At 66.4% G+C, this 22,042-nt stretch carries 17 protein-coding genes; 9 read left to right on the top strand and 8 right to left on the bottom strand.

Annotated elements, in window-relative coordinates; all coding sequences use genetic code 11:
• The first annotated feature begins 12 nt into the window (after window positions 1-12).
• The 3 genes from EKM57_RS14390 to EKM57_RS14380 all read left to right on the top strand — a co-directional run bounded on the left by EKM57_RS14390 (window position 13) and on the right by EKM57_RS14380 (window position 3,882).
• Window positions 13-2,175 carry a prolyl oligopeptidase family protein gene (locus EKM57_RS14390; RefSeq protein ID WP_129793189.1) on the top strand — a complete coding sequence of 721 codons (2,163 nt, stop codon included), beginning with the start codon at window positions 13-15 and terminating at the stop codon, window positions 2,173-2,175.
• A gap of 169 nt (window positions 2,176-2,344) precedes the next feature.
• A complete protein-coding gene (locus tag EKM57_RS14385) occupies window positions 2,345-2,767 on the top strand; it encodes a group III truncated hemoglobin (protein WP_129793188.1) in 423 nt (140 codons plus the stop codon).
• Between the two features lie 83 nt (window positions 2,768-2,850).
• Window positions 2,851-3,882 (top strand): cysteine synthase A, encoded by a 1,032-nt coding sequence (locus tag EKM57_RS14380; RefSeq protein ID WP_129793187.1) that lies wholly within the window; start codon window positions 2,851-2,853, stop codon window positions 3,880-3,882.
• A gap of 67 nt (window positions 3,883-3,949) precedes the next feature.
• Here EKM57_RS14380 and EKM57_RS14375 read toward each other — a convergent pair whose 3' ends face one another.
• The 4 genes from EKM57_RS14375 to EKM57_RS14360 form a co-directional block, all read right to left on the bottom strand.
• Window positions 3,950-7,045: an efflux RND transporter permease subunit gene (locus EKM57_RS14375; protein WP_129793186.1), complete on the bottom strand. Its 3,096-nt coding sequence runs from the start codon at window positions 7,043-7,045 to the stop codon at window positions 3,950-3,952.
• Window positions 7,042-8,145, bottom strand: coding sequence for an efflux RND transporter periplasmic adaptor subunit (locus EKM57_RS14370; RefSeq protein WP_206185444.1), 1,104 nt, complete (start codon window positions 8,143-8,145; stop codon window positions 7,042-7,044). The genes EKM57_RS14375 and EKM57_RS14370 overlap by 4 nt, the downstream gene beginning before the upstream one ends.
• A 23-nt stretch (window positions 8,146-8,168) precedes the next feature.
• Window positions 8,169-9,650 carry an efflux transporter outer membrane subunit gene (locus EKM57_RS14365; protein ID WP_129793184.1) on the bottom strand — a complete coding sequence of 494 codons (1,482 nt, stop codon included), beginning with the start codon at window positions 9,648-9,650 and terminating at the stop codon, window positions 8,169-8,171.
• Between the two features lie 73 nt (window positions 9,651-9,723).
• Complete coding sequence (locus tag EKM57_RS14360) at window positions 9,724-10,188, bottom strand: AAC(3)-I family aminoglycoside N-acetyltransferase (RefSeq protein WP_129793183.1); 465 nt, start codon at window positions 10,186-10,188, stop codon at window positions 9,724-9,726.
• 471 nt (window positions 10,189-10,659) lie between these two features.
• Between EKM57_RS14360 and EKM57_RS14355 the strand changes: the two genes are divergently transcribed.
• From EKM57_RS14355 to EKM57_RS14345, 3 genes are all read left to right on the top strand, one after another.
• Window positions 10,660-11,166, top strand: coding sequence for a MarR family winged helix-turn-helix transcriptional regulator (locus EKM57_RS14355; protein ID WP_129793182.1), 507 nt, complete (start codon window positions 10,660-10,662; stop codon window positions 11,164-11,166).
• Window positions 11,167-11,194: 28 nt separating this feature from the next.
• Window positions 11,195-13,528 (top strand): TonB-dependent receptor, encoded by a 2,334-nt coding sequence (locus EKM57_RS14350; RefSeq protein WP_129793181.1) that lies wholly within the window; start codon window positions 11,195-11,197, stop codon window positions 13,526-13,528.
• Window positions 13,529-13,853: 325 nt separating this feature from the next.
• On the top strand, window positions 13,854-14,282 hold the full coding sequence (locus EKM57_RS14345; RefSeq protein ID WP_129793180.1) for a glycine zipper 2TM domain-containing protein: 429 nt from the start codon (window positions 13,854-13,856) through the stop codon (window positions 14,280-14,282).
• A gap of 3 nt (window positions 14,283-14,285) precedes the next feature.
• On the opposite strand, the gene EKM57_RS14340 is transcribed toward EKM57_RS14345, so the two are convergent.
• The 3 genes from EKM57_RS14340 to EKM57_RS14330 are packed head-to-tail and all read right to left on the bottom strand — an operon-like array spanning window position 14,286 to window position 15,242.
• Window positions 14,286-14,729, bottom strand: a complete 444-nt coding sequence (locus tag EKM57_RS14340) for an SRPBCC domain-containing protein (RefSeq protein WP_129793235.1) — start codon at window positions 14,727-14,729, stop codon at window positions 14,286-14,288.
• Between the two features lie 5 nt (window positions 14,730-14,734).
• Window positions 14,735-14,905, bottom strand: coding sequence for an SRPBCC domain-containing protein (locus tag EKM57_RS14335; protein ID WP_129793179.1), 171 nt, complete (start codon window positions 14,903-14,905; stop codon window positions 14,735-14,737).
• Complete coding sequence (locus EKM57_RS14330; RefSeq protein WP_129793178.1) at window positions 14,892-15,242, bottom strand: helix-turn-helix transcriptional regulator; 351 nt, start codon at window positions 15,240-15,242, stop codon at window positions 14,892-14,894. Before EKM57_RS14330 ends, EKM57_RS14335 begins: the two co-directional genes overlap by 14 nt.
• Window positions 15,243-15,906: 664 nt before the next feature.
• Between EKM57_RS14330 and EKM57_RS14325 the strand changes: the two genes are divergently transcribed.
• Together EKM57_RS14325 and guaA are read left to right on the top strand one after the other, a co-directional pair.
• On the top strand, window positions 15,907-16,404 hold the full coding sequence (locus EKM57_RS14325) for a hypothetical protein (RefSeq protein ID WP_129793177.1): 498 nt from the start codon (window positions 15,907-15,909) through the stop codon (window positions 16,402-16,404).
• Window positions 16,405-16,708: 304 nt separating this feature from the next.
• Window positions 16,709-18,268, top strand: coding sequence for a glutamine-hydrolyzing GMP synthase (gene guaA / locus EKM57_RS14320; protein ID WP_129793176.1), 1,560 nt, complete (start codon window positions 16,709-16,711; stop codon window positions 18,266-18,268).
• Window positions 18,269-18,508: 240 nt separating this feature from the next.
• Here the strand turns inward: guaA and EKM57_RS14315 are convergent, their stop codons facing one another.
• Entirely contained in the window at window positions 18,509-19,099 is a 591-nt protein-coding gene (locus tag EKM57_RS14315; RefSeq protein WP_129793175.1) for a DNA-3-methyladenine glycosylase I, read from the bottom strand.
• 243 nt (window positions 19,100-19,342) lie between these two features.
• Between EKM57_RS14315 and EKM57_RS14310 the strand changes: the two genes are divergently transcribed.
• Window positions 19,343-22,018: a PAS domain S-box protein gene (locus tag EKM57_RS14310; RefSeq protein ID WP_129793174.1), complete on the top strand. Its 2,676-nt coding sequence runs from the start codon at window positions 19,343-19,345 to the stop codon at window positions 22,016-22,018.
• Window positions 22,019-22,042 lie beyond the last annotated feature (24 nt).

The raw sequence follows: 22,042 nt of genomic DNA, 5'->3' as shown, positions 1-22,042 counted from the left end.
AGTTCTTTCCTCATGCGACTTGCCGCTGCCCTGCTGCTCCTGCCGTTCGCTTCCACTGTCGCCGTCCAGGCCCAGCCGACGAGTGCCGCCTCGGCACCGGCGGCGCCGATCCAATATCCCGCCACAACGCGCGGCGAGGTCGTCGAGGAGCATTTCGGCGAACGGATTGCCGATCCCTATCGCTGGCTCGAAAATGACGTGCGCGAGGATCCGCGGGTGCGTGAATGGGTGACCGAGCAGAACCGCGTTACCGATGCCTTCCTGTCCACGCTGCCGCAGCGTGCCGCCTTTCGTGAGCGGATGACCCAGATGTATGATTATGAGAGGTTCGGCATCCCGGACAAGTCCGGTAACCTCTATTTCTATACGCGCAACGACGGCCTGCAGAACCAGGCGGTGCTGTACGTGCGCGACGGGCTCCAGGGACAGCCGCGGCTGCTCATCGACCCCAACAGCTGGTCGGAGGATGGAGCGACGGCGCTGGCGGAATGGAAACCGTCGAAGGACGGCCGCTTCCTGCTCTATTCGATTCAGGACGGCGGCACCGACTGGCGTACCGTTCGCGTGCTCGACGTGGCCAGCGGCCAGCCCACCCAGGACGAGATCCGCTGGGTGAAATTTTCTAACCTCGACTGGGCGAAGGACGGGTCCGGCTTCTTCTATTCGCGCTTCCCCGAACCGGCGCAGGGGCAGCAATTCCAGTCTCTGAACGAGAACCAGGCTATCTACTTCCACCGCCTCGGCACGCCCCAGAGCGAGGATCGGCTCGTCTACGCGACGCCGGACCGGCCGCGGCTCGGCAACAATGGCGAAGTGTCGGACGACGGCCGCTGGCTGATCGTCTATTCGTCCGAAGGCACTGACGCCCGTTACGAAATCACGCTGATCGACCTGACGACGCCGAATGCGCAGCCGCGCCGGCTGGTCGAGGGCCTGGAGAATGACTGGAGCTATCTCGGCAACCGGGGGTCGACTTTCTACTGGCGGACCAATCGAGACGCACCGCGCCAGCGCATCATCGCGATGAACCTCGATCGCCCCGCCGAGCTTCGCGAGGTCGTGCCTCAGGACGAGGCGACGTTGGACGGTGCCTCGATCGTCGGCGAGCGGATCATTGCTTCCTACCTCGTGGACGCGAAGAGCGAGGTCCGGACCTTCGCCCTGGACGGGACGCGCACCGGAACGGTCGAGCTACCCGGGATCGGGTCCGTAAGCGGCTTCGACGGTGACATGGACAGCAGCGAGACCTTCTACGCTTTCACGAGCTATAACCGGCCAGCGACCATCTATCGATACGACAGCGCGACCGGCGCGAGCAGCGTCTTCGCCGAGGCCGAGCTCGCCTTCGACCCGGCGGCCTATGAAGTTCGTCAAGTCTTCTACAATTCGAAGGACGGCACTCGGGTGCCGATGTTCCTGGTCCACCGCCGCGACCTCGGCAACGGTCCCCATCCGACCCTGCTCTACGGCTATGGCGGGTTCAACGTCTCGTCGACCCCCGTCTTTCAGCCGCGCTGGATGACCTGGGTCGACAAGGGAGGTGTTCTTGCCGTCGCCAATCTGCGCGGCGGCGGAGAATATGGTCAGGCCTGGCACGATGCCGGCCGGCGCGCCAACAAGCAGAATGTCTTCGATGATTTCATTGCCGCGGCCGAACATCTGATCTCCGAGGGGATCACGACCAACCGCAACCTCGCCATTGAAGGCCGCTCGAATGGCGGTCTGCTGGTCGGCGCCGTGGTCAATCAGCGGCCGGACCTCTTCGCCGCGGCTTTGCCCGGCGTCGGGGTCATGGACATGCTGCGCTTCGACCGTTTCACCGCCGGCCGCTACTGGGTCGACGATTACGGCTATCCCGATCGAGAGGAGGATTTCCGGATCCTGCGCGCTTATTCGCCCTACCATAATATCCGGCCGGACGCGGACTATCCCCCGATCCTCGTCACCACGGCCGATACGGACGATCGCGTCGTGCCGGGGCATAGCTTCAAATATATCTCGGCCATGCAGCAGGCGGATCCCAACGGCGGCCCGCACCTGATACGGATCGAGACCCGGGCCGGTCATGGCTCGGGAAAGCCGACCGACAAGCAGATCGAGGAATATTCGGACATGTACGCCTTCATCGCCCGCTTCACCGGCATGCAGGCACCCGCAGCGGGCGGGGCCCGATGACCAGCGCGGCGCCGGCGCGGCGCGGGCGAGGGCGATAGCCCGGACCTGCTCCGCCCAGCGCCGCGATACGGCGGTCGCATGGCTCGGTCCTCGCTTCGACAGGCCCCTCGGCGACCAGGCCGACGCGGCCGCGATGGACCTCCGCCCCGCGCCGCCCCATATGTCGATCATGACTGAATTGAATGCCGGGGCCATCGAAGGAATCGACGAGGAAAGGCTGCGTGCGCTCGTAGACCTGTTTTACGGGCGTGTCCGTCGGGACCCTCTGATCGGCCCCGTCTTCAACGCGGCTGTCGACGATTGGCCGGAGCATCTCGATCGGCTGCAGGACTTCTGGTCCTCGGTGATGCTGGCCAGCGGCCGCTACAAGGGCCGGCCGCTTCCCGCCCATGTCAGGCACTCCGAATCGATCACGTCCGCTTCGTTCGAGCGCTGGCTCTCCTTGTGGTGCCAGGCCACGGAGGAGCTGATGCCGGCGCCTGCCGCCGCCGCCCTGCAGGAGAAGGCCGCGCGCATTGCGGAAAGCCTCTCTTTGGGCATCGACTTCGCCCAGGGTCGTGCCCTCCAGGCGGCCCCCTCCCGCCCAGCTTGATCGCGGTTATTCCGCACAGAGTTTCATCCGCGTTCCGGCCGAGGCTTGCTCCTGGTTCCAGTCCCTGTGATACCGCGCGGGCCATGAGCATAAGCGAAGACGTCACGGCGGCGATCGGCCGCACGCCCTTGATCCGCCTCGCGCGGGCCTCCGCCCAGACAGGCTGCGACATCCTGGCCAAGGCCGAGTTCATGAACCCGGGCCAGTCGGTCAAGGATCGCGCCGCCCTCTTCATCGTTCGCGACGCTCTCGATCGCGGCGCTCTGCAGCCGGGCGGGATCGTCGTCGACGGCACCGCCGGCAATACCGGCATTGGCCTGACGGTCGTCGCCAATGCGCTCGGCCTGCGCACCGTCATCGTCATTCCCGAGACGCAGAGCCAGGAAAAGAAGGACATTCTGCGCCTGCTCGGCGCGGAGCTGGTCGAGGTGCCGGCCGTGCCCTACGCCAACCCGAACAATTATGTAAAAGTCTCCGGCCGAATGGCCGAGCGCCTCGCGGAGACGGATCCTAACGGCGCGATCTGGGCAAACCAGTTCGACAATGTCGCGAACCGTGAAGCGCACGTCCGGACGACCGGGCCCGAAATCTGGGAGCAGACGGGCGGCCGCGTGGACGGCTTCATCTGCGCCGTGGGAACGGGCGGCACGCTGGCCGGCGTCGCCGCCGCCCTGCGCGAGCGCAAGCGCGACATCGCCATCGGCCTCGCCGACCCGTTCGGCGCTGCCCTCTACAGCTACTACACTTCCGGGGAACTCAAGAGCGAGGGCGGCTCGGTGTCCGAAGGGATCGGGCAGGGCCGGATCACGGCCAATTTGGAAGGATTGCAGGTGGACCACGCCTTCCGGATCCCCGACGAGGAAGGGGTCGGGATCGTCTTCGACCTGCTCGAGCATGAGGGGCTGTGCGTCGGCCTGTCGAGCGGGATCAACGTCGCGGGCGCTATTCGGCTGGCGAAGAAACTCGGCCCTGGGCACACCATCGTCACCATCCTGGCCGATCATGGTACCCGCTATCAGTCGCGCCTGTTCAATCCCGAATTCCTTCGGTCGAAAGGCCTGCCCGTTCCGGATTGGCTGGAACGCCCTCGCTCGGTGGAGCCGGATTTCGCCTAGGTTTCGTGGCTGCGCCCGACGACGTCGAAAGGGTGGAGGTACGCTGGCGAGTGTCTCGCTGCTTCGCTCAGGCAGACGGCGCACCCGTCGGCGTCTCCCCCTCCGGACGCGCCGGGGCCGTGGTGAGCCGGCGAAGGCGCGGCGCGATCTTCTTCTCGATCCGGTCGACCACCTCGTACACGACCGGTACCAGCACCAGCGACAAGGCGGTCGAGCTCATCAGGCCGCCGATCACCGCCACCGCCATCGGCTGGCGGAACTCCGCGCCTTCGCCGATTCCGAGCGCAGTCGGGACCATGCCGGCGGCCATGGCGAAAGTGGTCATGACGATCGGCCGCGCACGTTCGCGGCAGGCGTGCAGCACCGCCGCGCGCTGAGAGGCGCCTTCGCGCTCCCGCTCGATGGCGAACTCGACGAGCAGGATCGAATTCTTGGCCGCGAGCCCCATCAGCATCAGCAGCCCGATGAGCACAGGAAGTGTCGTGTCGAGCCCGAAAAGCAGCAGGCCCAGAAAGGCACCGCCGATCGACAGCGGCAGTGCGGAGAGAATGATGACCGGCTTCATGAAGCTTCTGAACAGCAGCACCATAACGGCGAAGATCATGAACACGCCGGCAGCCATGGCGACCGCGAACCCGACGAACAGCTCCACCATTTGCTCGATATCGCCGGTCGGCGTCATGCGCACGCCTGCGGGCAGGTTCTGGAGCACCGGTAGAGCATTTACCGCGGTCGTCGCCTGGCCAAGCGTTACGCCGGGCTGAAGGTCCGCCTGCACCGCGGCGCGGCGCTCGCGATTATAGCGCTCGATCCGCCCCGGACCGGACTGGAAGCTGATGTCGGCCACGGCGCCCAGAGTAGTCGTCCCACCGGCCGCGGTCGGCACCTGCAGCGCCTGAATCGCGCCGATCTGCTCGGTCGATTCGGTGGGAATGCGGACGCGGATGGGTATCCGCCTTTCGCCTTCTGTGAACATCGCCACGTTGGCATCTATGTCGCCGATCGTCGCCACCCGCGCGACCGTCGCGATCGTGCCTGCGCTGACGCCGAGCCGGGCCGCTTCGTCCATACGCGGCCGAATGACGAGCTCGGGCCCAGGGGGCGGCGTGGCCAGACGCGGATCGGCAATGATGTCCAATGTCGCCATCTCGCGCTGCAGCTGTTCGGAGGTCCGCTGCAGGGCCGGGCCATTTTCGCCCGAAAGGACGATCTCGAAGTCGGGCGCTCCCCAATTCCCCTGCGTCACCGCGCGCGCATCCGGTATCCTGCGCAGCAGCGGGCGGATCTCGCCTTCGAATTCGTCGGTGGTGATGTTCCGGTCTTCCTTCAGGAGCACCGTGAAGGTGGCGCGGCGCAAGTCGGCCGATCCGCCGAACGGCGTGGATCCGCTGCCGGTCTGGGCGAAAACCCGATCGACCGCCGGATGCTCGCGCAGCAGGTCGGTGGTTTGTTGGACGATCCGTTCCATGTCCCGGTCGGTCGAGCCCGGTGCAGCCTGCGCCTCGACATAGGCATAGCCGGGATCCGACGGCGGCATGAAGCCGACCGGAATGAGGGCCGCGATTCCGAGTGAGACGATCAGGAAAAGGCCGCCGAACAGGATCGACAGGCGGTGGTGGTTGAGCGCGAAGTCGAGGATCTGGCGATAGAAGCGCGGAAGTCCGTGGGATGCTTCGGCGTGCCGCGCCGGCCTCAGGAAATAGGCGGCGAGGACCGGCGTGAGCAGTCGGGCCACGACCAGCGAGAACAAGACGGCCGCGGCGACGGTCAATCCGAACTCCTGGAAGAACTGCCCCACCATTCCGCCGAGGAAGGAGACCGGCGTGAACACCACGACGATGGCCATGGTCGTGGCGATGACGGCGAGTCCGATGGCGTCGGCCCCTTCGAGCGCCGCCTGGTACGGGGTCTGCCCGCGCTCGATCCTTTTTTGGATGTTTTCGATCTCGACGATCGCATCGTCCACGAGGATGCCGATCACCAGCGTCAGCGAAAGTAGGGTGACCGTGTTGAGCGAGAAGCCCAGCAGCACCATCGCGAAGAAGGTGGGGATCAGGGACAATGGCATGGCGGTCGCCGCGATTACCGTGGAGCGCCACTCGCGCAGGAACAGGAACACGATCAGGGCGGCCAGGCCCATGCCCTCGAGCAGCACGTGAACCGTGGCGGTGAAGCTTTCCCTGGTCGCCTCGACCGTCGAAACGACCAGCTCGATGTCGATGCCGGAATTGGCCGCGGACAGCGCTTGAAGAGAGGTCTCGACCTCCTCCTCGACCGAAACGTCGCTCGCCGCCGCCGTCTTCATCACCTGGAAGGCGACCACGGGTCGCCCGTTCAACCGGGCGAAACCCTGCGCCTCGCCGGCCCCGGCGCCGATCGATGCGATGTCGCCGAGCCTGACGACGCGCCCGGCGGCTGGAACCTCCACCGCGCGGAGTTGTTCGATCGACTCCGCCGCGCCCAGCACGCGGACGGTCTGTTCACGCTGGCCGACCTGGGTTCGGCCGCCGCCGGTATCGATCAGGAAAGCGCGAAGCGCGTCGTTGATCTGCGGAGCAGTCACGCCGAAGGCAGCCATGCGATCGGTATCCAGCACCACGTTGATTTCCCGATCGACGCCGCCGACACGGGCGACCCGCGCCACACCCGGGCGCGCCATCAGCTCGCGTGCGATCCGATTGTCGACGAACCAGGACAGCTCCGTCTCGCTCATCTCCTGCGCGGCGACGGCATAAGTGAGGATCGGCGCCTGATCGATGTCGAGACGTTGGACCAGCGGCGGTTCGATTTCCGGCGGGAGCTCGTTGCGGATTGCGTCGATCGCCGCCTCGACGTCGTCGGTGGCGCGCTGCGGATCGTCTCCCACTTCGAACTCGACCATGGTCGTCGAGCTTCCTTGGGTGATCGTCGACGTGACGTTCTGTACGCCCGACACACCGGTGACCGCGTCCTCGACGAGCCGCGTGACCTGCGTCTCGAGTTCCACCGGGGCGGCCCCTTCCTGGGCCACGCTCACCTGCACGACGGGGAAGGAGATGTCGGGGAACTGCTTGACCGGGAGCATGATGTAGGAGGCGATCCCGGCGATGGTCAGGGTAAGGAACAGGACGACGACCGGGATAGGGTTGCGGATCGCCCAGGAGGAGATGCCTGGGCGCTTCATGGCCGCGGAGCCTGTTGCGCGGGTGCTGCTTTCGGCCGAGCGCCTGCGGCGGGTCGAGCAGGCCTGACCTGCTCGCCCTCCAGCACGAAGGCGCCGCCGCCGCGGAGGACGGGCGTCCCGACCGGCGGCCCTTCAACCAGCTCCACCCAGCCGGCTGCGCGCCGGCCGGTGCGGACCGGGGCGCGCCGGGCGCGCGATTCCCGGTCCACGGTGATGACGTGAACGCCTTCGGCATCGTAGCGGAGCGCATCCTCGGGGACGGCCGGCACGGTGGCGCCCGCAGCGGTGAAGCTGGCCGTGGCGAAGCCGCCGACACGCAGGTCGTCCCGGTTCGGCAGGGCGACGCGAACGACACCTAGCCGGGTCTGCTCGTTCACCTCGGGTTCCACCAGCCGCACCGATCCGGTGATCGTCTCGCCCGAAGGCAACCGAACCTCGACGGGCTGTCCGGGACGGATTGTCGCCAGCTCGGCCTCCGGAATTTCCGCGAGCAGCTCGATCTGCCCGCCCCGTGCGATTCTGAACATCGGTTCGCCGCCGCCCGTGGCTATGTCGCCGGGTCGAACGGTGCGCTCCAGCACGCGGCCCGATACCGGCGCGACGATTGTGAGGCGGGCGAGCCGCGTCGTCAGTTCCTGGAGCTGGCCCTCGGCCGCGCGTACCGCCGCGCGGGCAGACTGCGCAGCGGCGCGCCGTTGCTCGATCGCCTCCTGGGAGAGTATGCCTTCGCCGTCGAGTCCTGCGACCCTGTTCGCCTCCCGCTCGGCCTGCGCGGCCTGGGTCCGCTGCTGGGCAAGGTTGGCGGAAAGCTGGGTGATCTGGGCCCGAAGCAGGGTTGGGTCGATCCGCACCAGGGTCTGGCCAGCTCGAACAGAATCGCCCTCCTCGGCGAGCACGTCGGCCACCCGGAATCCGCCGATTTCCGAGCCGACGGCCGCTTCCTCGCGAGCTGCCAGCATACCCGAGCCGGTCACGCCGCCGACTAGCGGTCGGAGCTCGACGCGAGCCACGGTGACGGTCCGGGGCCCCGCCTTCGTCTCCGGCTCCTCGCTCGCCTGTCCCCCGCAGGCGGCAAGAGCGCAAGCCGCCGCCAGGAGCATTGCCGGGCGTCCTAGCCTGCGCATCAGGCCTGGCCTCCCATTGTCTCCGGCGCCCAGCCGCCGCCGAAGGCGCGAAAGACCTGAACCGAACGCCGCAGCGCCTGGGCATGTGCCGCCGCCGCGGCGGTCCGTGCCGCTCGCCAGGCGCGCTCCGCGTCGAGCGCGGCCGCCAGGTCGTCCAGTCCGAGACGGTAGCGCCGGAGCGCGGCGTCATAGGCAATGCGCGCCTGCCGTTCTCCGGCTGCGAGAAGCGCCATGCGACGCCGGTCGGCCTCGAGCTGCGTGAGCGCCTGGTCCGCTTCTGCGTAAGCGGTCTGTACTGCTTGCTCGTAGCCAAGCACGGCCTGCTCGGCGCGCGCACCTTCCGCCCTTATCTGGGCGAGCAGGCGAGGCCGGTCCAGCACCGGCAAGGTGAACCCGACGCCGAATGCCCAGAAGGCCGTCGTACTTTCGAAGGTTCCGCGCTGCAGCGATAGGCCCGCCCCGGGTGCGAGGCTGATCCGCGGGAAAAGCTCCAGTTCGGCGAGCGTCAGGTTTCCGGCGGCCGCTTCGAGTCGCGCCTCTGCCTCGCGCACGTCGGGCCGCCTGACCAGCAATTCCCCCGGTATCAAGGCGGGCGGGGACGGTACCGGTCCCAGTTCCGGCGTGACTTCGAGCGTGGCGAGATTGGCCGTCCCCGTGCCGACCAGGAGCAGGATCGATCGGCGCAGGGTGTCGAGTTGCCCTTCCAGGTCTTGAGCCTGCGCTTCGGCTTGGGACAGTTCGGACTCCACGCGTGCCGTGTCCGAGTCGGCACCGAGTCCGCGTTGGGCGCGAACTCGGCTGATCCGCGACAGCTCCTGCTGGATTCGCAGCGTCTGCCGCGCGTCCTCGAGCTGCAGGGCGAGCGCCCGCGCCTGGAACAAGCTGTCGGCAATCTCGGCTGCGACGGCCGCGCGCGTGGCTTCGACGTTGAACGCGGTGGCCGCCAGCTCGGCATCGGCGGCGCGCCGGGTCGCCGCGTTGCGGCCGAACAGGTCGAGTTCCCAGCTGACGTTGAAGCCGAGATTGGCGGTACCGCTGGTACCGCCGGGCGTCAGGGTGAAGCCGGGCGGAACTCCGGGGATGTCCACGCTCGGCGTGCCCCCGAGATCCTCCGTATGCCGGACCTCGCCGGAGCCCTCGATTCCGCCTTGGGGACCGAGCTGGGCGAGCGTTGCTGCCCGCAATGCCCGGGCCTCTTCGAGACGGGCCAGCGCCGCGCGCGTGTCGAAGCTTCCGGCGAGCCCGCGCTCGACCAGCTCGGCGAGTTGCGGATCGGAATAGAGGCGCCACCAACGGTCGAGCGCGGCTCTAGAGCTTGTCGAGCCGTCGCTCCGGAAGGCGTCCGGCAGCGACACCTGGGGGGCACGCGGTTCGCGGCCGGTGGCGCAGCCCGCGAGCGAAACGAACGCGATAAGCAAGAGCAGGACGAGGCGCATTGTCGGCTGCTGAAGTCCCCGCTCGGAGGAAGTTGACTCCGACATGTCGAAATCCCGCCGGCGAAGATTGTTCCGCGCGTGAAACTCTAGCTTTGTCTGCCGCGATCCGGCGGCAACTTCAGCTTACCGGAATGTCGAAGTGCAGAACGTCTTCGCGAGTCCCGAGCTTGGAATAGAGGGCGATGGCGGGGTCGTCGCCGAGGTCGGCTTGAACGAAGATAACATAAGCGCCGCGGGCGGCGGCGATCGGCCGCAGCGTCTCGATCAGCGCCGTGGCTATCCCTTCGCGGCGGTGCGCCTCATCGACCGCCAGATCGTAGATGTAGAACTCGCTGCGCGACTGTTCGAACTTGCACAGCTCGTAGGCGGCCAGGCCGCCGACGACGGCGCCGTCCTTCAGCGCCGCCAGGGCGACGAACGTGTCGGATCCCAGCAGGCGCCGCAGATAGTCCGCTTCGGGCCGCGCTCCGTCATAGGTCTCGACATCGTCGAAGGCCTTGCCGAAGAGGGTGAGCATGCCGTGCAGGATCGCCACGTCGTCGGCGGCGAGCCGGTGGATGGTGAAGGGGGAAGGGAGGGCCATGGAGGGAAATATATAGTCGATCCGACTACCGCACTAGCGATCCAGGCGCTGGTCGATGCCGCGACGCCCAGAAGCCGGCAAGGATATCAATCGTCAGAGTCCAACTCGCATTCGGCTTTCCTCTCCAAGGTCGGCTTCATTTCCGACCACCAGGCCCTGACGCCGCGGCGGCTCTCACGTTCCATGCAACCGGGCCTTCGGGCTTCGGTGCTATCCGACTTTTCCCATTCGGGACGGACGATGGGATCTCCTGGCACGGTTCGGCGAACCAGGCGTCGCAATCGTGCGCATCTGCCCGCGACCTTCGCCATCGGATTCGGCCGGACCGCGAGCGACCGTACCGGCACCGGGCTCTTTTGCCGCAGCGGCGACCCTGAAGCGCCCGCGTCCCGGGCCTAAACCCCGTCCAGCCGCCTCTTGCGAGTCCCGCGCGTGAAGATTACTATATCATGATTGTCAGGGGGCTTGACAATGTTGGCGACGGAGGCCGAGAATTCGTCGAACATCCGGCAGATGCCGCCGGCCGCGGCGATGCGCGAGGCGCCGGTGCGGCTGGGCCTTCGGATCACCATGCTCCAGCTCGCCATCTATGCGGACCTTTCGCCCCGGCTGACGCGGATCGGCCTCACCTCTCCCAGCCGGATGACGGCCTTGCTGCACATCAACGCCCATAGCGGCTGCAGCCAGTCCGAGCTCGCGCAGTTCACCGGCCTTTCCCGCACCAGCGCCGCCAATATGGTCGAGCAGCTCGAGCAGGCCGGCTTCGTCGAGCGCCGAGCCGGGGCGAATGCCCGCACCAACGCCCTGTTCCTGACCGAGGCGGGCCGCGTCGCCATGGATGAAGCGGTCGAGCAGAGCGCGGTGAACGAACGGCGGATCTTCGGGATCTTCAGCGAGGACGAGCGCGAGACGCTCCGCCGGCTGCTCGAGCGGGCGATCCTGCACGTCGAGGCGATGAGGTCCGGCGAACGAAGATAGACGCGAAAACAGAGAGGGAGGAAGCGACATGGAGGTCAAGCTCAAGGTTCTGCTCGCAATTTCCGGCGTGCCGTCGCTCCTCGCCGGATGGAGTGCGCCGGCCTGCGCCCAGGCCGGGACGGTGGCCGAGGCGGACGAGCAGGAAGTCATCGTCACGGCGCGGCGGCGCGAGGAAAGCCTGCAGGACGCGCCCGTCGCCGTCACCGTGCTCACCGGCGAGGCCCTGGCACGCCAGCAGCTCGTCTCCACCACCGACCTCGACCAGGTCGCGCCGAACCTCCAGTTCACTTCGCACGGCACGCTGACCGGCAATAATAGCGCGGCCCAGGTCTTCATCCGCGGAATCGGCCAGACCGACGCAACCCCGGCCGTCGATCCGGGCGTCGGGATCTATATCGACGACGTCTATATGGGGCGGTCGGTCGGCGGCGCGATGGAGTTTCGCGACATCGCCAGCATCCAGGTGCTGCGCGGGCCGCAGGGCACGCTGTTCGGCCGCAACACGATCGGCGGCGCGGTGCTCATCACCACCAACGCACCGGGCACCGGCGCCGGCAATCGGTTCCAGGTCGGCATCGGCGACGACAATCTGTTCGAGGTCTTCGCCGCCTACGACATCCCCATCTCGAGCCATTGGTCGGCACGCGTGTCGGGCGGCTTTCGCGACCGCGACGGCTATGTCCGGCGCATCTTCGACGGCAAGGATCTGGGCGACGAGCATGGCTATTTCGGCCAGGGCGCCCTGCGCTGGCAGCCGGATCCGTCGCTGAATTTCCTCCTGCGCGGCGACTATGCCCGCGAGGACGAGAACGGTTCGCCCTTCGTCTTCCGGGCGATCAACGAGAATGCGGTGTTCGTCGCCGCGCAGAGCGTCGCCGCGGGCTGCCCGGGCGCGACCTTCCCGCCGCCCTTCGTTCCCCAGACGCCGACCCGCGATCCCCGATGCGGCAACGACGCGCAGGCGCTGGGCCCGTTCACCAATGGCGGCACCTTTCCGGCAAGCAGCAGGCTGGAGAATTACGGTGCAAGCTTCACCGCAGAATGGGAAGCGAGCGACGCGATCACGCTGAAGTCGATAACCGCCGCGCGCCATCTGCAATGGTCGGGAACGCGCGATGCCGACAACACCCCTTTGCTCATCCTCCACACCGACTATTCCAGCGAGAGCGACCAGTTCAGCCAGGAGCTCCAGGCGCTGATCGAGGTGGGCCGTCTCAGCGGCGTGGTCGGGGGCTATTATTTCGAGGAGGATTCGTTCGACCGGGTCATCGTCCCGATCGGCAATCCGGGCACGTCCTACGACACGCAGCGCGTCTCGCTCGATACCGAAGCCTGGGCCGCCTTCACCCAATGGACGTTCGAGGTCACCGACGCGCTGAGCGTGACCGCCGGCATCCGCTACACCGACGAGGCCAAGGGCATCCGGGGTATATTGTTCAACGTCGCGCCCGCGAGCGCACCCGAGCCGGCCATCCCGACGGCGCTCTGCCCGTTCAACGGTCCGCCCCCGACCCAGACCGGCTGCCTGTTCCTCTCCACCGACCGGTTCGAGGAGAATTTCTCGGCCACGACCGGATCGGCCAGCATCCAGTACCGCTTCGGCCCCGCCTTCATGGCCTATCTGAGCTGGTCCCAAGGCTTCAAGAGCGGCGGCTTCAACCAGCGCTACAATGCCGCGCCGCCGGACAATGCGCCGATCGCCTTCGATTCCGAACAGGCGGAGACGTTCGAGCTCGGTTTCAAGACCAACCCCGCGCGGCGGCTTCGCTTCAACGCCGCCTTCTTCACCACCTCCTATGACGATATCCAGCTCACCTACCGGCTGGGGGTCGTTCCGTTGCTTTTCAACGCCGGCGCCGCGACGATCCGGGGGGCCGAGTTCGAGCTCGACTGGGTGCCGGTGGCCGACCTCAGGATCGACGCCAGCCTGGGCTGGCTCGACAACGAGTTCGACAGCATCATCGATCCGCCGCCGTTCGGACCGATCGCTCCCACCGCGATCGCGACGCTGGACAGCCGGCTGCCGTTCACGCCCGAGTGGCAAGCCCATATCGGCGCCTCCTACACCTTCCGCTTCGGCAACGGCTGGGCGCTAACGCCGCGCGTCGACGTCAGCCATACGAGCGACCAGTTTTTCGACGCCGGCAACTCGCCCGAGATCGCGCAGGACGACGTGACGGTGGTCAATGCCGGACTGACGCTTGCCCAGGAAAACTGGCGAGTGACCCTCAACGTCTTCAATCTGACCGACGAGCTCTATCCGACCGCCGGCACCTCGTCGCTGACGACGGCGTCGGGCTATGCGGAGATCATCTACGCCCGGCCGCGCAACTTCACGCTGATCGCCGCGATCGATTTCTGAGGCAGGCGGCGGCGCCGTTGACGAGGGGCCCCGGGGACCGCGCCATCGACGACCGCGCCCGCGGAAGCGGATTCAAGGCTTGCCTCCGCAGGCGCTCGCCCGTGCGAGAGATGGCCTTTCCCGCATGTGGCGGGTAAGCGTCGCCGCAGCCGGCGGGCCGACGCGCCGGAAGATGCAGAAAGACGCCGCGTCGTCCACCTTTCGACGCGCCCGGGCCGCCGTCCATCTCCCGTTAACCATCCCGTTCATCGGGGACTCAGCAAGAGCGTCGCACCCTCCTTCGCGGCGGACTCGGGATCCGCCGGCGTTGAAGGAGCTCGTGTACATGCTCAGGAAGTTCATCATCGGCGCTGCGGCGTCGGCCTGCGCGCTGGTTGCGCTGCCCGCAACGGCTGAGGCTCAGGGCTATTATGGCGATCGCTACTATGGCGGCCGCTATTATGACGGCCATCGCGGCTATTACCGCGACGGCTATCGGCGCTACCGGCCGGGCGATTATTATGGTCGCGGCTATTATGGCCGCCGCGCCTATTATGGCGGCCGCGGCTATTATCGGGGCCGTCGCTGCGGCAGCGGCACGACCGGCGCGATCGTCGGTGGGGCCGCCGGCGCGCTCCTGGGTCGCGAGGTCGGCCGGAGCGGCCGTCGCTACGGTCGGTACGGCTATCGCCGCGGCGGCGACGGCACGGTCGGCGCGATCATCGGCGGCGCGGTCGGCGCGCTGGTCGGCCGCGAGATCGATCGCGGCTGCTAATCGTCAATCCGGCGGTTGGGCCAGGGTCCGGGCGAGACCGTCCAGGATCATGGTCCAGCCCTGCCGGACGCGGTCCGTATAATCGGCCCACTTCGGGTCCAGCTCGTGCACCAGAACGAGGCGCGTGCCTTCTCCGTCCGGTTCGAAAGTAAGCGAGACGCGGCTCGGCGGCTCGTCGCGGTCGGTGCCGAAGGTGAAGACCAGGCGGCGCGGGCGATCGATCTCGACATACTCGCCGAAATGCTCGGCCAGCTCGGCGCCTCGCCGCTCCGCAATCATGAATCGGCCGCCGACCCATGGTTCGATCTCGACCCTCTCCATCACGCCGTCCGGTGTCGAGAACAGCCAGCCGCCGACGGCGCGCGGGTCCAGCCATGCGTCGAACACCTGGTCGGGCGGCGCGGCAATGCGCCGCTCGACACGCAGGCTGATCGTCTCTTGCGCCATCTTGCTCACATCGTCTCCCCGAGTTCGCTGGCGACCTCGCAATCTGTGGTCTCGTAGGGCTTGGGCGCCCACCACTTCTTCAGCTGGGTTGGGTCTGTCCGCGCCTTCCAGACCTGGTCGCGAGGCGCGTCGAGCGTCCGTTCTATCATCAAGTCATGATGTTCAGTCGTCGTCATCTTTCTTCTCCTCGCTCTGCACTTCGAGAAAGGCTTCGAGCGGGTCGATCCGACCTTCCCACATTCTGCGTTGCTCGACGATCCAGCCCTCAGCGGTCGCGAGCGCCCGCGGCGCGATCCGACAGGTTCGTACCCGCCCCGTCTTCTCGGTTCGGACGAGTCCGCTCGCTTCGAGCATTTGCAGATGCTGCAGCACCGCCGGAAGGCTGATCGGCAATGGCCTGGCCAGCTCGCTCACCGACGCCGGCCCGCGGCTGAGCTGCGCCACCATCCGCCGGCGCGTCGGATCGGCGAGGGCCTGGAAGGTGAGATCGAGCGCGCCTGATTCGTTAAGCATGTCCTTAACTATTCTCACGGCTCCAGTCCGGCAAGCAAAACTTCGGCATGTGCTTAACGATTGAGGCTGAACGGCGCCCTACGGCCCGGTTCAGCGCGATGCCAGACGCGAATGGCTATCTTGGTTGGCCTTCCGCGATCGCGAGACGAGGAGAAGCGCGATGAAGATGAAGAGGATAGTCGCTGCAGTGCTGGGCGCTGCAGCCGCCATGGCCGCCGGGGCGGTCACGGCCACTTCGGCACAGGCGCAATATCATGGCGGCCGCTACGGATGAGAGCGGGGCCTGGAGCGCCATGCCGTCAACGTCTGCCGCTATGAGGCGCAGCGCCGCTATGCCGGGCGGGGTCGAGCGCGGGTCGACATTCGCGACGTGCACTTCGCGCGCCGAAATCGCGTCCGCGTGCTTGGCGCCGTGGAGGTAAGGCACTGGCGGGGCGACCGCCACTGGGGCGGACGCCGCGTCGCCTTCAGCTGCGACGTCCGGCGGAACGGCCGGGTGAGCCGCTTCCGGACCCACAACTATCGCTGGTGAGCTCCGATTATGTTCAGGTTTCAGCGCCCCAACCTGAACAGCGGCCTAATCAAGGGTTCAGCGCGAGGTCATGGCTCCCATGGTATAACTTGCTGATACTCAGGGAATTTCCCCTAGATCAGGAGGCTCAGGATGAAAAACTGGACAAAATGCCTCGCGGGTGTCGGCGCTGCCGCGCTCATGGCCGTTTCGACGGCGAGCCCCGCTCAGGCACAATATTATGATCGCGACCGCTATGATCGCGACCGTGGGATCGATGTCGGCGACGTTGCTGCCGGCGTGGCCATTGTCGGCGGACTCGCTCTCGCCATAGATGCGCTGACCGATAATGATCGCTCCCGCTATTACGGCTACGACCGACGCTACGTCTCGAGTTACGGCTATGGCTATGATTACGGCTATGGCGGCCAGCGCGCGGCGCTGAACGCCTGCGCGTCGGTTGCCCGCAGGTATGGACAGGTCGAGCGGATCAGCGATGTCGATCTTCGGCGGAACGGCACCTATCGGGTGCGGGGCCGGGTGCTGGTTCGCGACTATGACGGTCGTGGCTGGAATCGCCGCGCCGGCTGGGATCGCGAAAGCTTTACCTGTTATGCGCAGGGTAGCCGGGTCTACGACTTCCGAGTTTGACCCGAACGATACTGCCGAGAAGGGGCGCGCGGGCGAGAGGCCCGCGCGCCTTTTCCTTCATTCCATCCCGCCAGAAATGGACGGGATCCTCGGTCCGCAGCCGTCGAATCAACGGGTGAACCGGTCGTCCTTTCACCCTCGGCCGGCTGACGCCCAGCGGTTCCGGGGGAGCGCCATCGTGGCTCGGCGTCCGAGTCGCCAAAAGCATTTCTTCCTCCCGCCTCGCGGCTATCGTACCGAATTGCGTAGATTTGCGACAGCCGGAGCGCTGGACAGGCGGCGGCGCACTGCCTAATCGCCGGCCATGTCGATCCAGCCCGTCGAATCCGTCCTGATCGTCGACTTCGGAAGCCAGGTGACTCAGCTGATTGCACGGCGGGTCCGCGAGGCCGGAGTCTATAGCGAGATCGCGCCCTTCAGCCGCGCGGTCGAAGCCTTGGAGCGGATGCGCCCGAAGGGGATCATCCTTTCCGGCGGTCCGGCCTCGGTTACCTTCGAGGACAGCCCCCGCGCCGACCAGGCCCTGTTCGAAGCGGGAGTCCCGGTGCTCGGCATCTGCTATGGCCAGCAACTGATGGCCGCCCAGCTCGGAGGGCGCGTCGCCGCGGGCGACCATAGCGAGTTCGGCCGCGCGTTCGTCGACATCAAGGACAGCTGTCGCTTGTTCGACGGCCTTTGGGCGCCCGGCGAGCGTCACCAGGTGTGGATGAGCCACGGCGACAAGGTGGAGGCCATTCCCGACGGCTTCCGCATCGTCGCTCAGTCGGAGGGTGCGCCGTTCGCCGCCACCGCCGACGATGATCGTCGCTTCTACGGCGTCCAGTTCCATCCTGAAGTCGTGCACACTCCGAACGGGGCGAAACTGATTGCCAACTTCGTCCGCCACGTCTGCGGCTTGGCCGGCGATTGGACGATGGCCGAGTTCCGCGCGACCAAGATTGCGGAGATACGCGAGCAGGTCGGCCGTGGACGGGTTATTTGCGGCCTGTCGGGCGGCGTCGACTCCGCCGTTGCCGCGGTGCTGATCCACGAGGCGATCGGCGAGCAACTCACCTGCGTCTTTGTCGATCACGGCCTCATGCGCCAGAGCGAGGCCGAGCAGGTCGTCAGTCTCTTCCGCGGAAGCTACAACATTCCCCTCGTTCACGTTGATGCCGAGGCTTTGTTCCTCGCCGGCCTCGCTGGGCTCGAGGATCCGGAGGAAAAGCGCAAGTTCATCGGCAAGACCTTCATCGACGTGTTCGAGGAGGAAGCGAACAAGATCGGCGGCGCCGATTTCCTCGCGCAGGGAACTCTCTACCCGGACGTCATCGAGAGCATCAGCTTCACTGGCGGCCCTTCGGTGACCATCAAGAGCCACCACAATGTGGGCGGTCTTCCCGAGCGGATGGACATGGAGTTGGTGGAGCCGCTGCGCGAGCTGTTCAAGGACGAGGTGCGCGAGCTCGGCCGCGAGCTCGGCCTGCCCGAGGCCTTCGTCGGCCGCCATCCCTTTCCGGGACCGGGCCTGGCCATCCGGATTCCCGGCCGGGTGACGCGCGAGCGGTGCGAGATATTGCGCAAGGCCGACGCCATTTTCCTCGAGGAGATACGCTCGGCCGGCCTCTATGACGCCATCTGGCAGGCTTTTGCCGTCCTCTTGCCGGTCCGGACGGTCGGCGTGATGGGCGATGCGCGCACCTACGACCATGTTTGCGCCCTGCGCGCAGTCACCTCGACCGACGGCATGACCGCCGACGCTTACCCTTTCGACGCCGCCTTCCTGGGCCGTGTCGCAACTCGGATCGTCAACGAGGTGCGGGGCATCAATCGGGTGGTCTACGACTGTACGTCGAAGCCTCCGGGAACCATCGAGTGGGAGTGAGAGCGGTGGCGTTCAAGCCGATTGGAGGATGACGATCGGTTATGCGCAATGGCGGCCACTGTCCCATCGGGAATCTGAGTCGAAAAGCGGCCGTTCCTGCCGCGCGCTTTGAACATGAAAAAGGCATGGAACGACGTCGATCTCCGGCATGCTCGTTCGTCACGCCAACGGAACGCGCGGCCGATCTCAAGCTCGGACGAGCCAACTCGGCGACGTCATAGTGCGTGAAAAGCGTCGAGCTCAGGATAGTTGGTCGTGCCGGAAACAGCTCGTCTCATGGTCGTTCACCATCCCCACCGCCTGCATGAAGGCGTAGCAGATCGTTGGTCCCACGAATTTGAAGCCTCTGCGCTGGAGGTCCTTGCTCATCGCGTCGGACTCGGTCGTACGCGCGGCGAGGTCGGCCGATGAACCGATGCGATGATCGACCGGTTTTCCACCGACGAACTTCCACACATAGGCTCCGAACGATCCGAATTCTTCCTGGACGGCGAGGAAGGCAGCGGCGCTCCTGATCGCTCCCTCTACCTTCAGGCGGTTTCGCACGATGCCGGAATCGGCGAGCAGCCGTTCCACGTCCTTTGGTCCGAATTGCGAGATGGCTCGTGGATCGAAGCCGACAAAGGCGCGCCGATAGTCTTCACGCTTGTTGAGGATGGTCCGCCAGGAGAGCCCGGCCTGCGCACCTTCGAGGACGAGAAATTCGAATAGGCGCTGGTCGTCGTGGACGGGGACGCCCCATTCGCGGTCGTGATACTCGATCATGAGCGGATCGTTGCCACACCATGCGCAGCGCGGCGGGGCCGGTGCGGAATCCGATTCTTCCTTCATCGCATGAATCTCCGTCGAACCTGATCGGCGCCACCACATCAGGCGGCCCTCGATCGCGCAAGGGCAGGTTTGTGACGCCGCGTGTCTGGTCACGAGGCATGTTGTCTGGAAGCTTCGAAGGGATTGATTTTCCCCAGGAACATCGTGCACCGCACCGGAACGATGGAGTCAGGGCGGAGTTTACGGTGCGCGTTTGGCGGTGCAGGGGGCACGGTGACCGGTCTGTCGGGAGGGAAGAGCTGAATGAGCGGCCCTGCCCATTCCGATGATCGCGTCGCCGTGCTGGAGGCCGAAAATGCCCGTCTTGTCGCTGCCCTTCGTGAACGGGACTCCTTGATCGAAGCCTTGCAGGGGGCCGTATCGGTCGATCCCCGGATCCGCCTTGTTGCCGACGCACTGCCGATCCTCATTTCCTATATCGGCGCGGACGGCCGTTATCGCTACAACAACAAGGCCTATCAGGACTGGTTCGGAAGCGATCGAGGGCAGTTGCGCGGGCTTCACATGCGCGAGGTCCTTGGCGAGGCGGCCTATGAGGAGGTCCGCCCGCTGGTCGAACGCGTGCTTCAGGGAGAGCGCGTCAGCCGGAACCTGGGCCTGCCCTACAGCCGCGGCGGCCCCCGCTACGTGCGCCTGGACTACGTTCCTGATCGGCAGACCAATGGCAAGGTTTCCGGCTTTTTCGTCGTGGTCGAGGACCTTACCGAAGCGCATCGGTCCGAAGAGGAGTTGCGCGAGAGCGAAGCTCGCTTCCGCGCCATGGCGGATAGTGCGCCCGCACCGATCTGGGTCACCAATGCCAGCGGGATAGAGTTCGCGAATCGGGCATTGTCCGAATTTACAGGGTTGGGGGTCGAAGCGTTGCGCGGCGACACCTGGATGAGCCTCGCCCATCCCGACGATCTGCCGATGATCCTCAAGCGCCGCGACGATGGCTGGAGGTCCCGCGCCTCCTTTGATTTCGAAGCCCGCTTCCGTCGTCGCGACGGCGAATGGCGCTGGCTGCGCGCGTCCTGCGAGCCGCGCGACGGATCGGGCGCGTTTCTCGGCTATGTCGGCCTTGCGTTCGACGTGACCGACTCGCGCCGGGCGCTCGAGGAACTGCGGGAGAGCGAAGCCGCACTTCGCGCCGAGAGCCGAATGCTGGGGACGGTGAACCGTCTCGGCGCGGCGCTTGCGGGTGAGTTGGATCTGGAGAGGCTGGTCCAGTTCGTCACCGACGCCGGCGTGGAGCTCACCGGCGCGCAATTCGGCGCCTTCTTCTACAACGTCCTCAATTCGGCCGGCGAGAGCTACATGCTCTATACCATCTCGGGCGTGGATCGGTCGGAATTCGAGAAGTTCCCGATGCCTCGCAACACCAAGGTGTTTGCACCGACGTTCCAGGGCGAGGGCGTAGTCCTTTCCGACGACATTACCTGCGACCCGCGCTATGGTCACAACACGCCGTACCGGGGCATGCCGTCGGGCCACCTTCCGGTGCGATCCTATCTGGCGGTCCCGGTTGCCAGCCGCTCGGGCGAGGTGATCGGTGGCCTCTTCTTCGGCCATGCCGAGCCGGGCCGATTCAAGGAGCGGCACGGGCGGCTGCTCGAAGGCATTGCCGGTCAGGCGGCGGTGGCGATCGACAATGCCCGTCTGTTCGAATCGGCCCAGCGCGAGATCGGGGAACGCCGGCGTGCGGAAGAAGCGCTGCGCGAGCTGAACCAGTCACTGGAGCAGCGGATCGCGGCGGCGATCGCGGAGCGTGAGCAGGCGGAAGCGGCGCTTCGCCAGGCGCAGAAGATGGAGGCGGTGGGCCAGCTCACCGGCGGCATTGCCCACGATTTCAACAACCTCCTGACCGTGATCAGCGGCAATCTCGACATGGCGGCGCGGCGGCTCGCCGGAACTGCCGATCCTCGCGTTCAGCGCGCGATCTCGAGCGCAATGGTCGGCGCGCAGCGGGCAGCGACGCTCACGCAGCGACTGCTGGCATTCTCGCGGCGGCAGCCGCTCGCACCTAAGGCGATCGATGCCAATGCTCTTCTCGACGGAATGTCCGAGCTCCTCCACCGGACGCTCGGCGAGACGATAGCGGTGGAGACTAGCCTCGCGGTCGGCCTGCCGCGGATCGAAGTCGATCCTCACCAGCTCGAAAGCGCAATCCTGAACCTCGCGGTCAATGCCCGGGATGCGATGCCTGACGGCGGACGATTGCTGATCGAAACCGGGGCAGCGCAGCTTCGGGAGGACGAGCCCTGGGCCACCGATCCGATCGCGCCCGGCCAATATGTCGCGATCTCGGTGTCGGACACCGGCACCGGCATGAACGAGGATACGCGCCAGCGCGCGTTTGAGCCTTTCTTCACAACCAAGGACGTCGGCAAGGGAACCGGGCTAGGCCTTTCGATGGTCTATGGCTTCGTCAGGCAGTCCGGCGGGCATCTACGGATCGAGTCGGAGGAGGGGAGGGGCACGCGGATCCATGTCTATCTTCCTCGGCTCGCTGCGACCGAGTTTCAGGAGGAGTCGGTGGAACTCGTGGCGACGCCGCTCGGCGCCGGCGAGGAAACGGTGCTGGTCTGCGAGGATGACGATGACGTGCGGGCCTATACCGTCGAGCTGCTGGGGGAGCTCGGATATCGCGTACTCGAGGCGCACGATGGCGACTCGGCGATGAGGATGATCGAGGATACGGACCTGCGGATCGACATGCTGTTCACCGACGTCGTGCTGCCGGGTGGAACGAGCGGCGCCATTCTCGCCGAGCAAGCCCGGCAGGCGCGGCCCGGTCTTCGGATATTGTTCACCACCGGCTATGCCCGGGACGCGATTGTCCATGATGGCCGGCTCGATCCGGGCATCGACCTGGTCGCGAAACCTTTCACTCATGCCGAGCTCGCGATGCGCGTGCGCGAGGTACTCGACCGGAGCTGACGCCGCATCTGGTCGCAAATCGGT

Source organism: Sphingosinicella sp. CPCC 101087 (genome assembly GCF_004151485.1).
Lineage (GTDB): Bacteria > Pseudomonadota > Alphaproteobacteria > Sphingomonadales > Sphingomonadaceae > Allosphingosinicella.
The sequence above is the reverse complement of the archived record's forward strand: the minus strand, read 5'-3'. Positions and strand labels throughout refer to the sequence as shown.

Bases quoted from the DNA above. Each gene is read 5' to 3' on its own strand.
- EKM57_RS14385 (WP_129793188.1), top strand. From the start codon at position 2,345: ATGACTGAATTGAATGCCGGGGCCATCGAAGGAATCGACGAGGAAAGG.
- EKM57_RS14380 (WP_129793187.1), top strand. From the start codon at position 2,851: ATGAGCATAAGCGAAGACGTCACGGCGGCGATCGGCCGCACGCCCTTG.
- EKM57_RS14365 (WP_129793184.1), bottom strand. From the start codon at position 9,650: ATGTCGGAGTCAACTTCCTCCGAGCGGGGACTTCAGCAGCCGACAATG.
- EKM57_RS14315 (WP_129793175.1), bottom strand. From the start codon at position 19,099: ATGAAGGAAGAATCGGATTCCGCACCGGCCCCGCCGCGCTGCGCATGG.
- EKM57_RS14310 (WP_129793174.1), top strand. From the start codon at position 19,343: ATGAGCGGCCCTGCCCATTCCGATGATCGCGTCGCCGTGCTGGAGGCC.
- EKM57_RS14340 (WP_129793235.1), bottom strand. From the start codon at position 14,729: ATGGCGCAAGAGACGATCAGCCTGCGTGTCGAGCGGCGCATTGCCGCG.
- EKM57_RS14370 (WP_206185444.1), bottom strand. From the start codon at position 8,145: ATGCTCCTGGCGGCGGCTTGCGCTCTTGCCGCCTGCGGGGGACAGGCG.
- EKM57_RS14375 (WP_129793186.1), bottom strand. From the start codon at position 7,045: ATGAAGCGCCCAGGCATCTCCTCCTGGGCGATCCGCAACCCTATCCCG.
- EKM57_RS14325 (WP_129793177.1), top strand. From the start codon at position 15,907: ATGAAAAACTGGACAAAATGCCTCGCGGGTGTCGGCGCTGCCGCGCTC.
- EKM57_RS14390 (WP_129793189.1), top strand. From the start codon at position 13: ATGCGACTTGCCGCTGCCCTGCTGCTCCTGCCGTTCGCTTCCACTGTC.
- EKM57_RS14350 (WP_129793181.1), top strand. From the start codon at position 11,195: ATGGAGGTCAAGCTCAAGGTTCTGCTCGCAATTTCCGGCGTGCCGTCG.
- EKM57_RS14335 (WP_129793179.1), bottom strand. From the start codon at position 14,905: ATGACGACGACTGAACATCATGACTTGATGATAGAACGGACGCTCGAC.
- EKM57_RS14345 (WP_129793180.1), top strand. From the start codon at position 13,854: ATGCTCAGGAAGTTCATCATCGGCGCTGCGGCGTCGGCCTGCGCGCTG.
- EKM57_RS14355 (WP_129793182.1), top strand. From the start codon at position 10,660: ATGTTGGCGACGGAGGCCGAGAATTCGTCGAACATCCGGCAGATGCCG.
- EKM57_RS14330 (WP_129793178.1), bottom strand. From the start codon at position 15,242: ATGCTTAACGAATCAGGCGCGCTCGATCTCACCTTCCAGGCCCTCGCC.
- guaA (WP_129793176.1), top strand. From the start codon at position 16,709: ATGTCGATCCAGCCCGTCGAATCCGTCCTGATCGTCGACTTCGGAAGC.
- EKM57_RS14360 (WP_129793183.1), bottom strand. From the start codon at position 10,188: ATGGCCCTCCCTTCCCCCTTCACCATCCACCGGCTCGCCGCCGACGAC.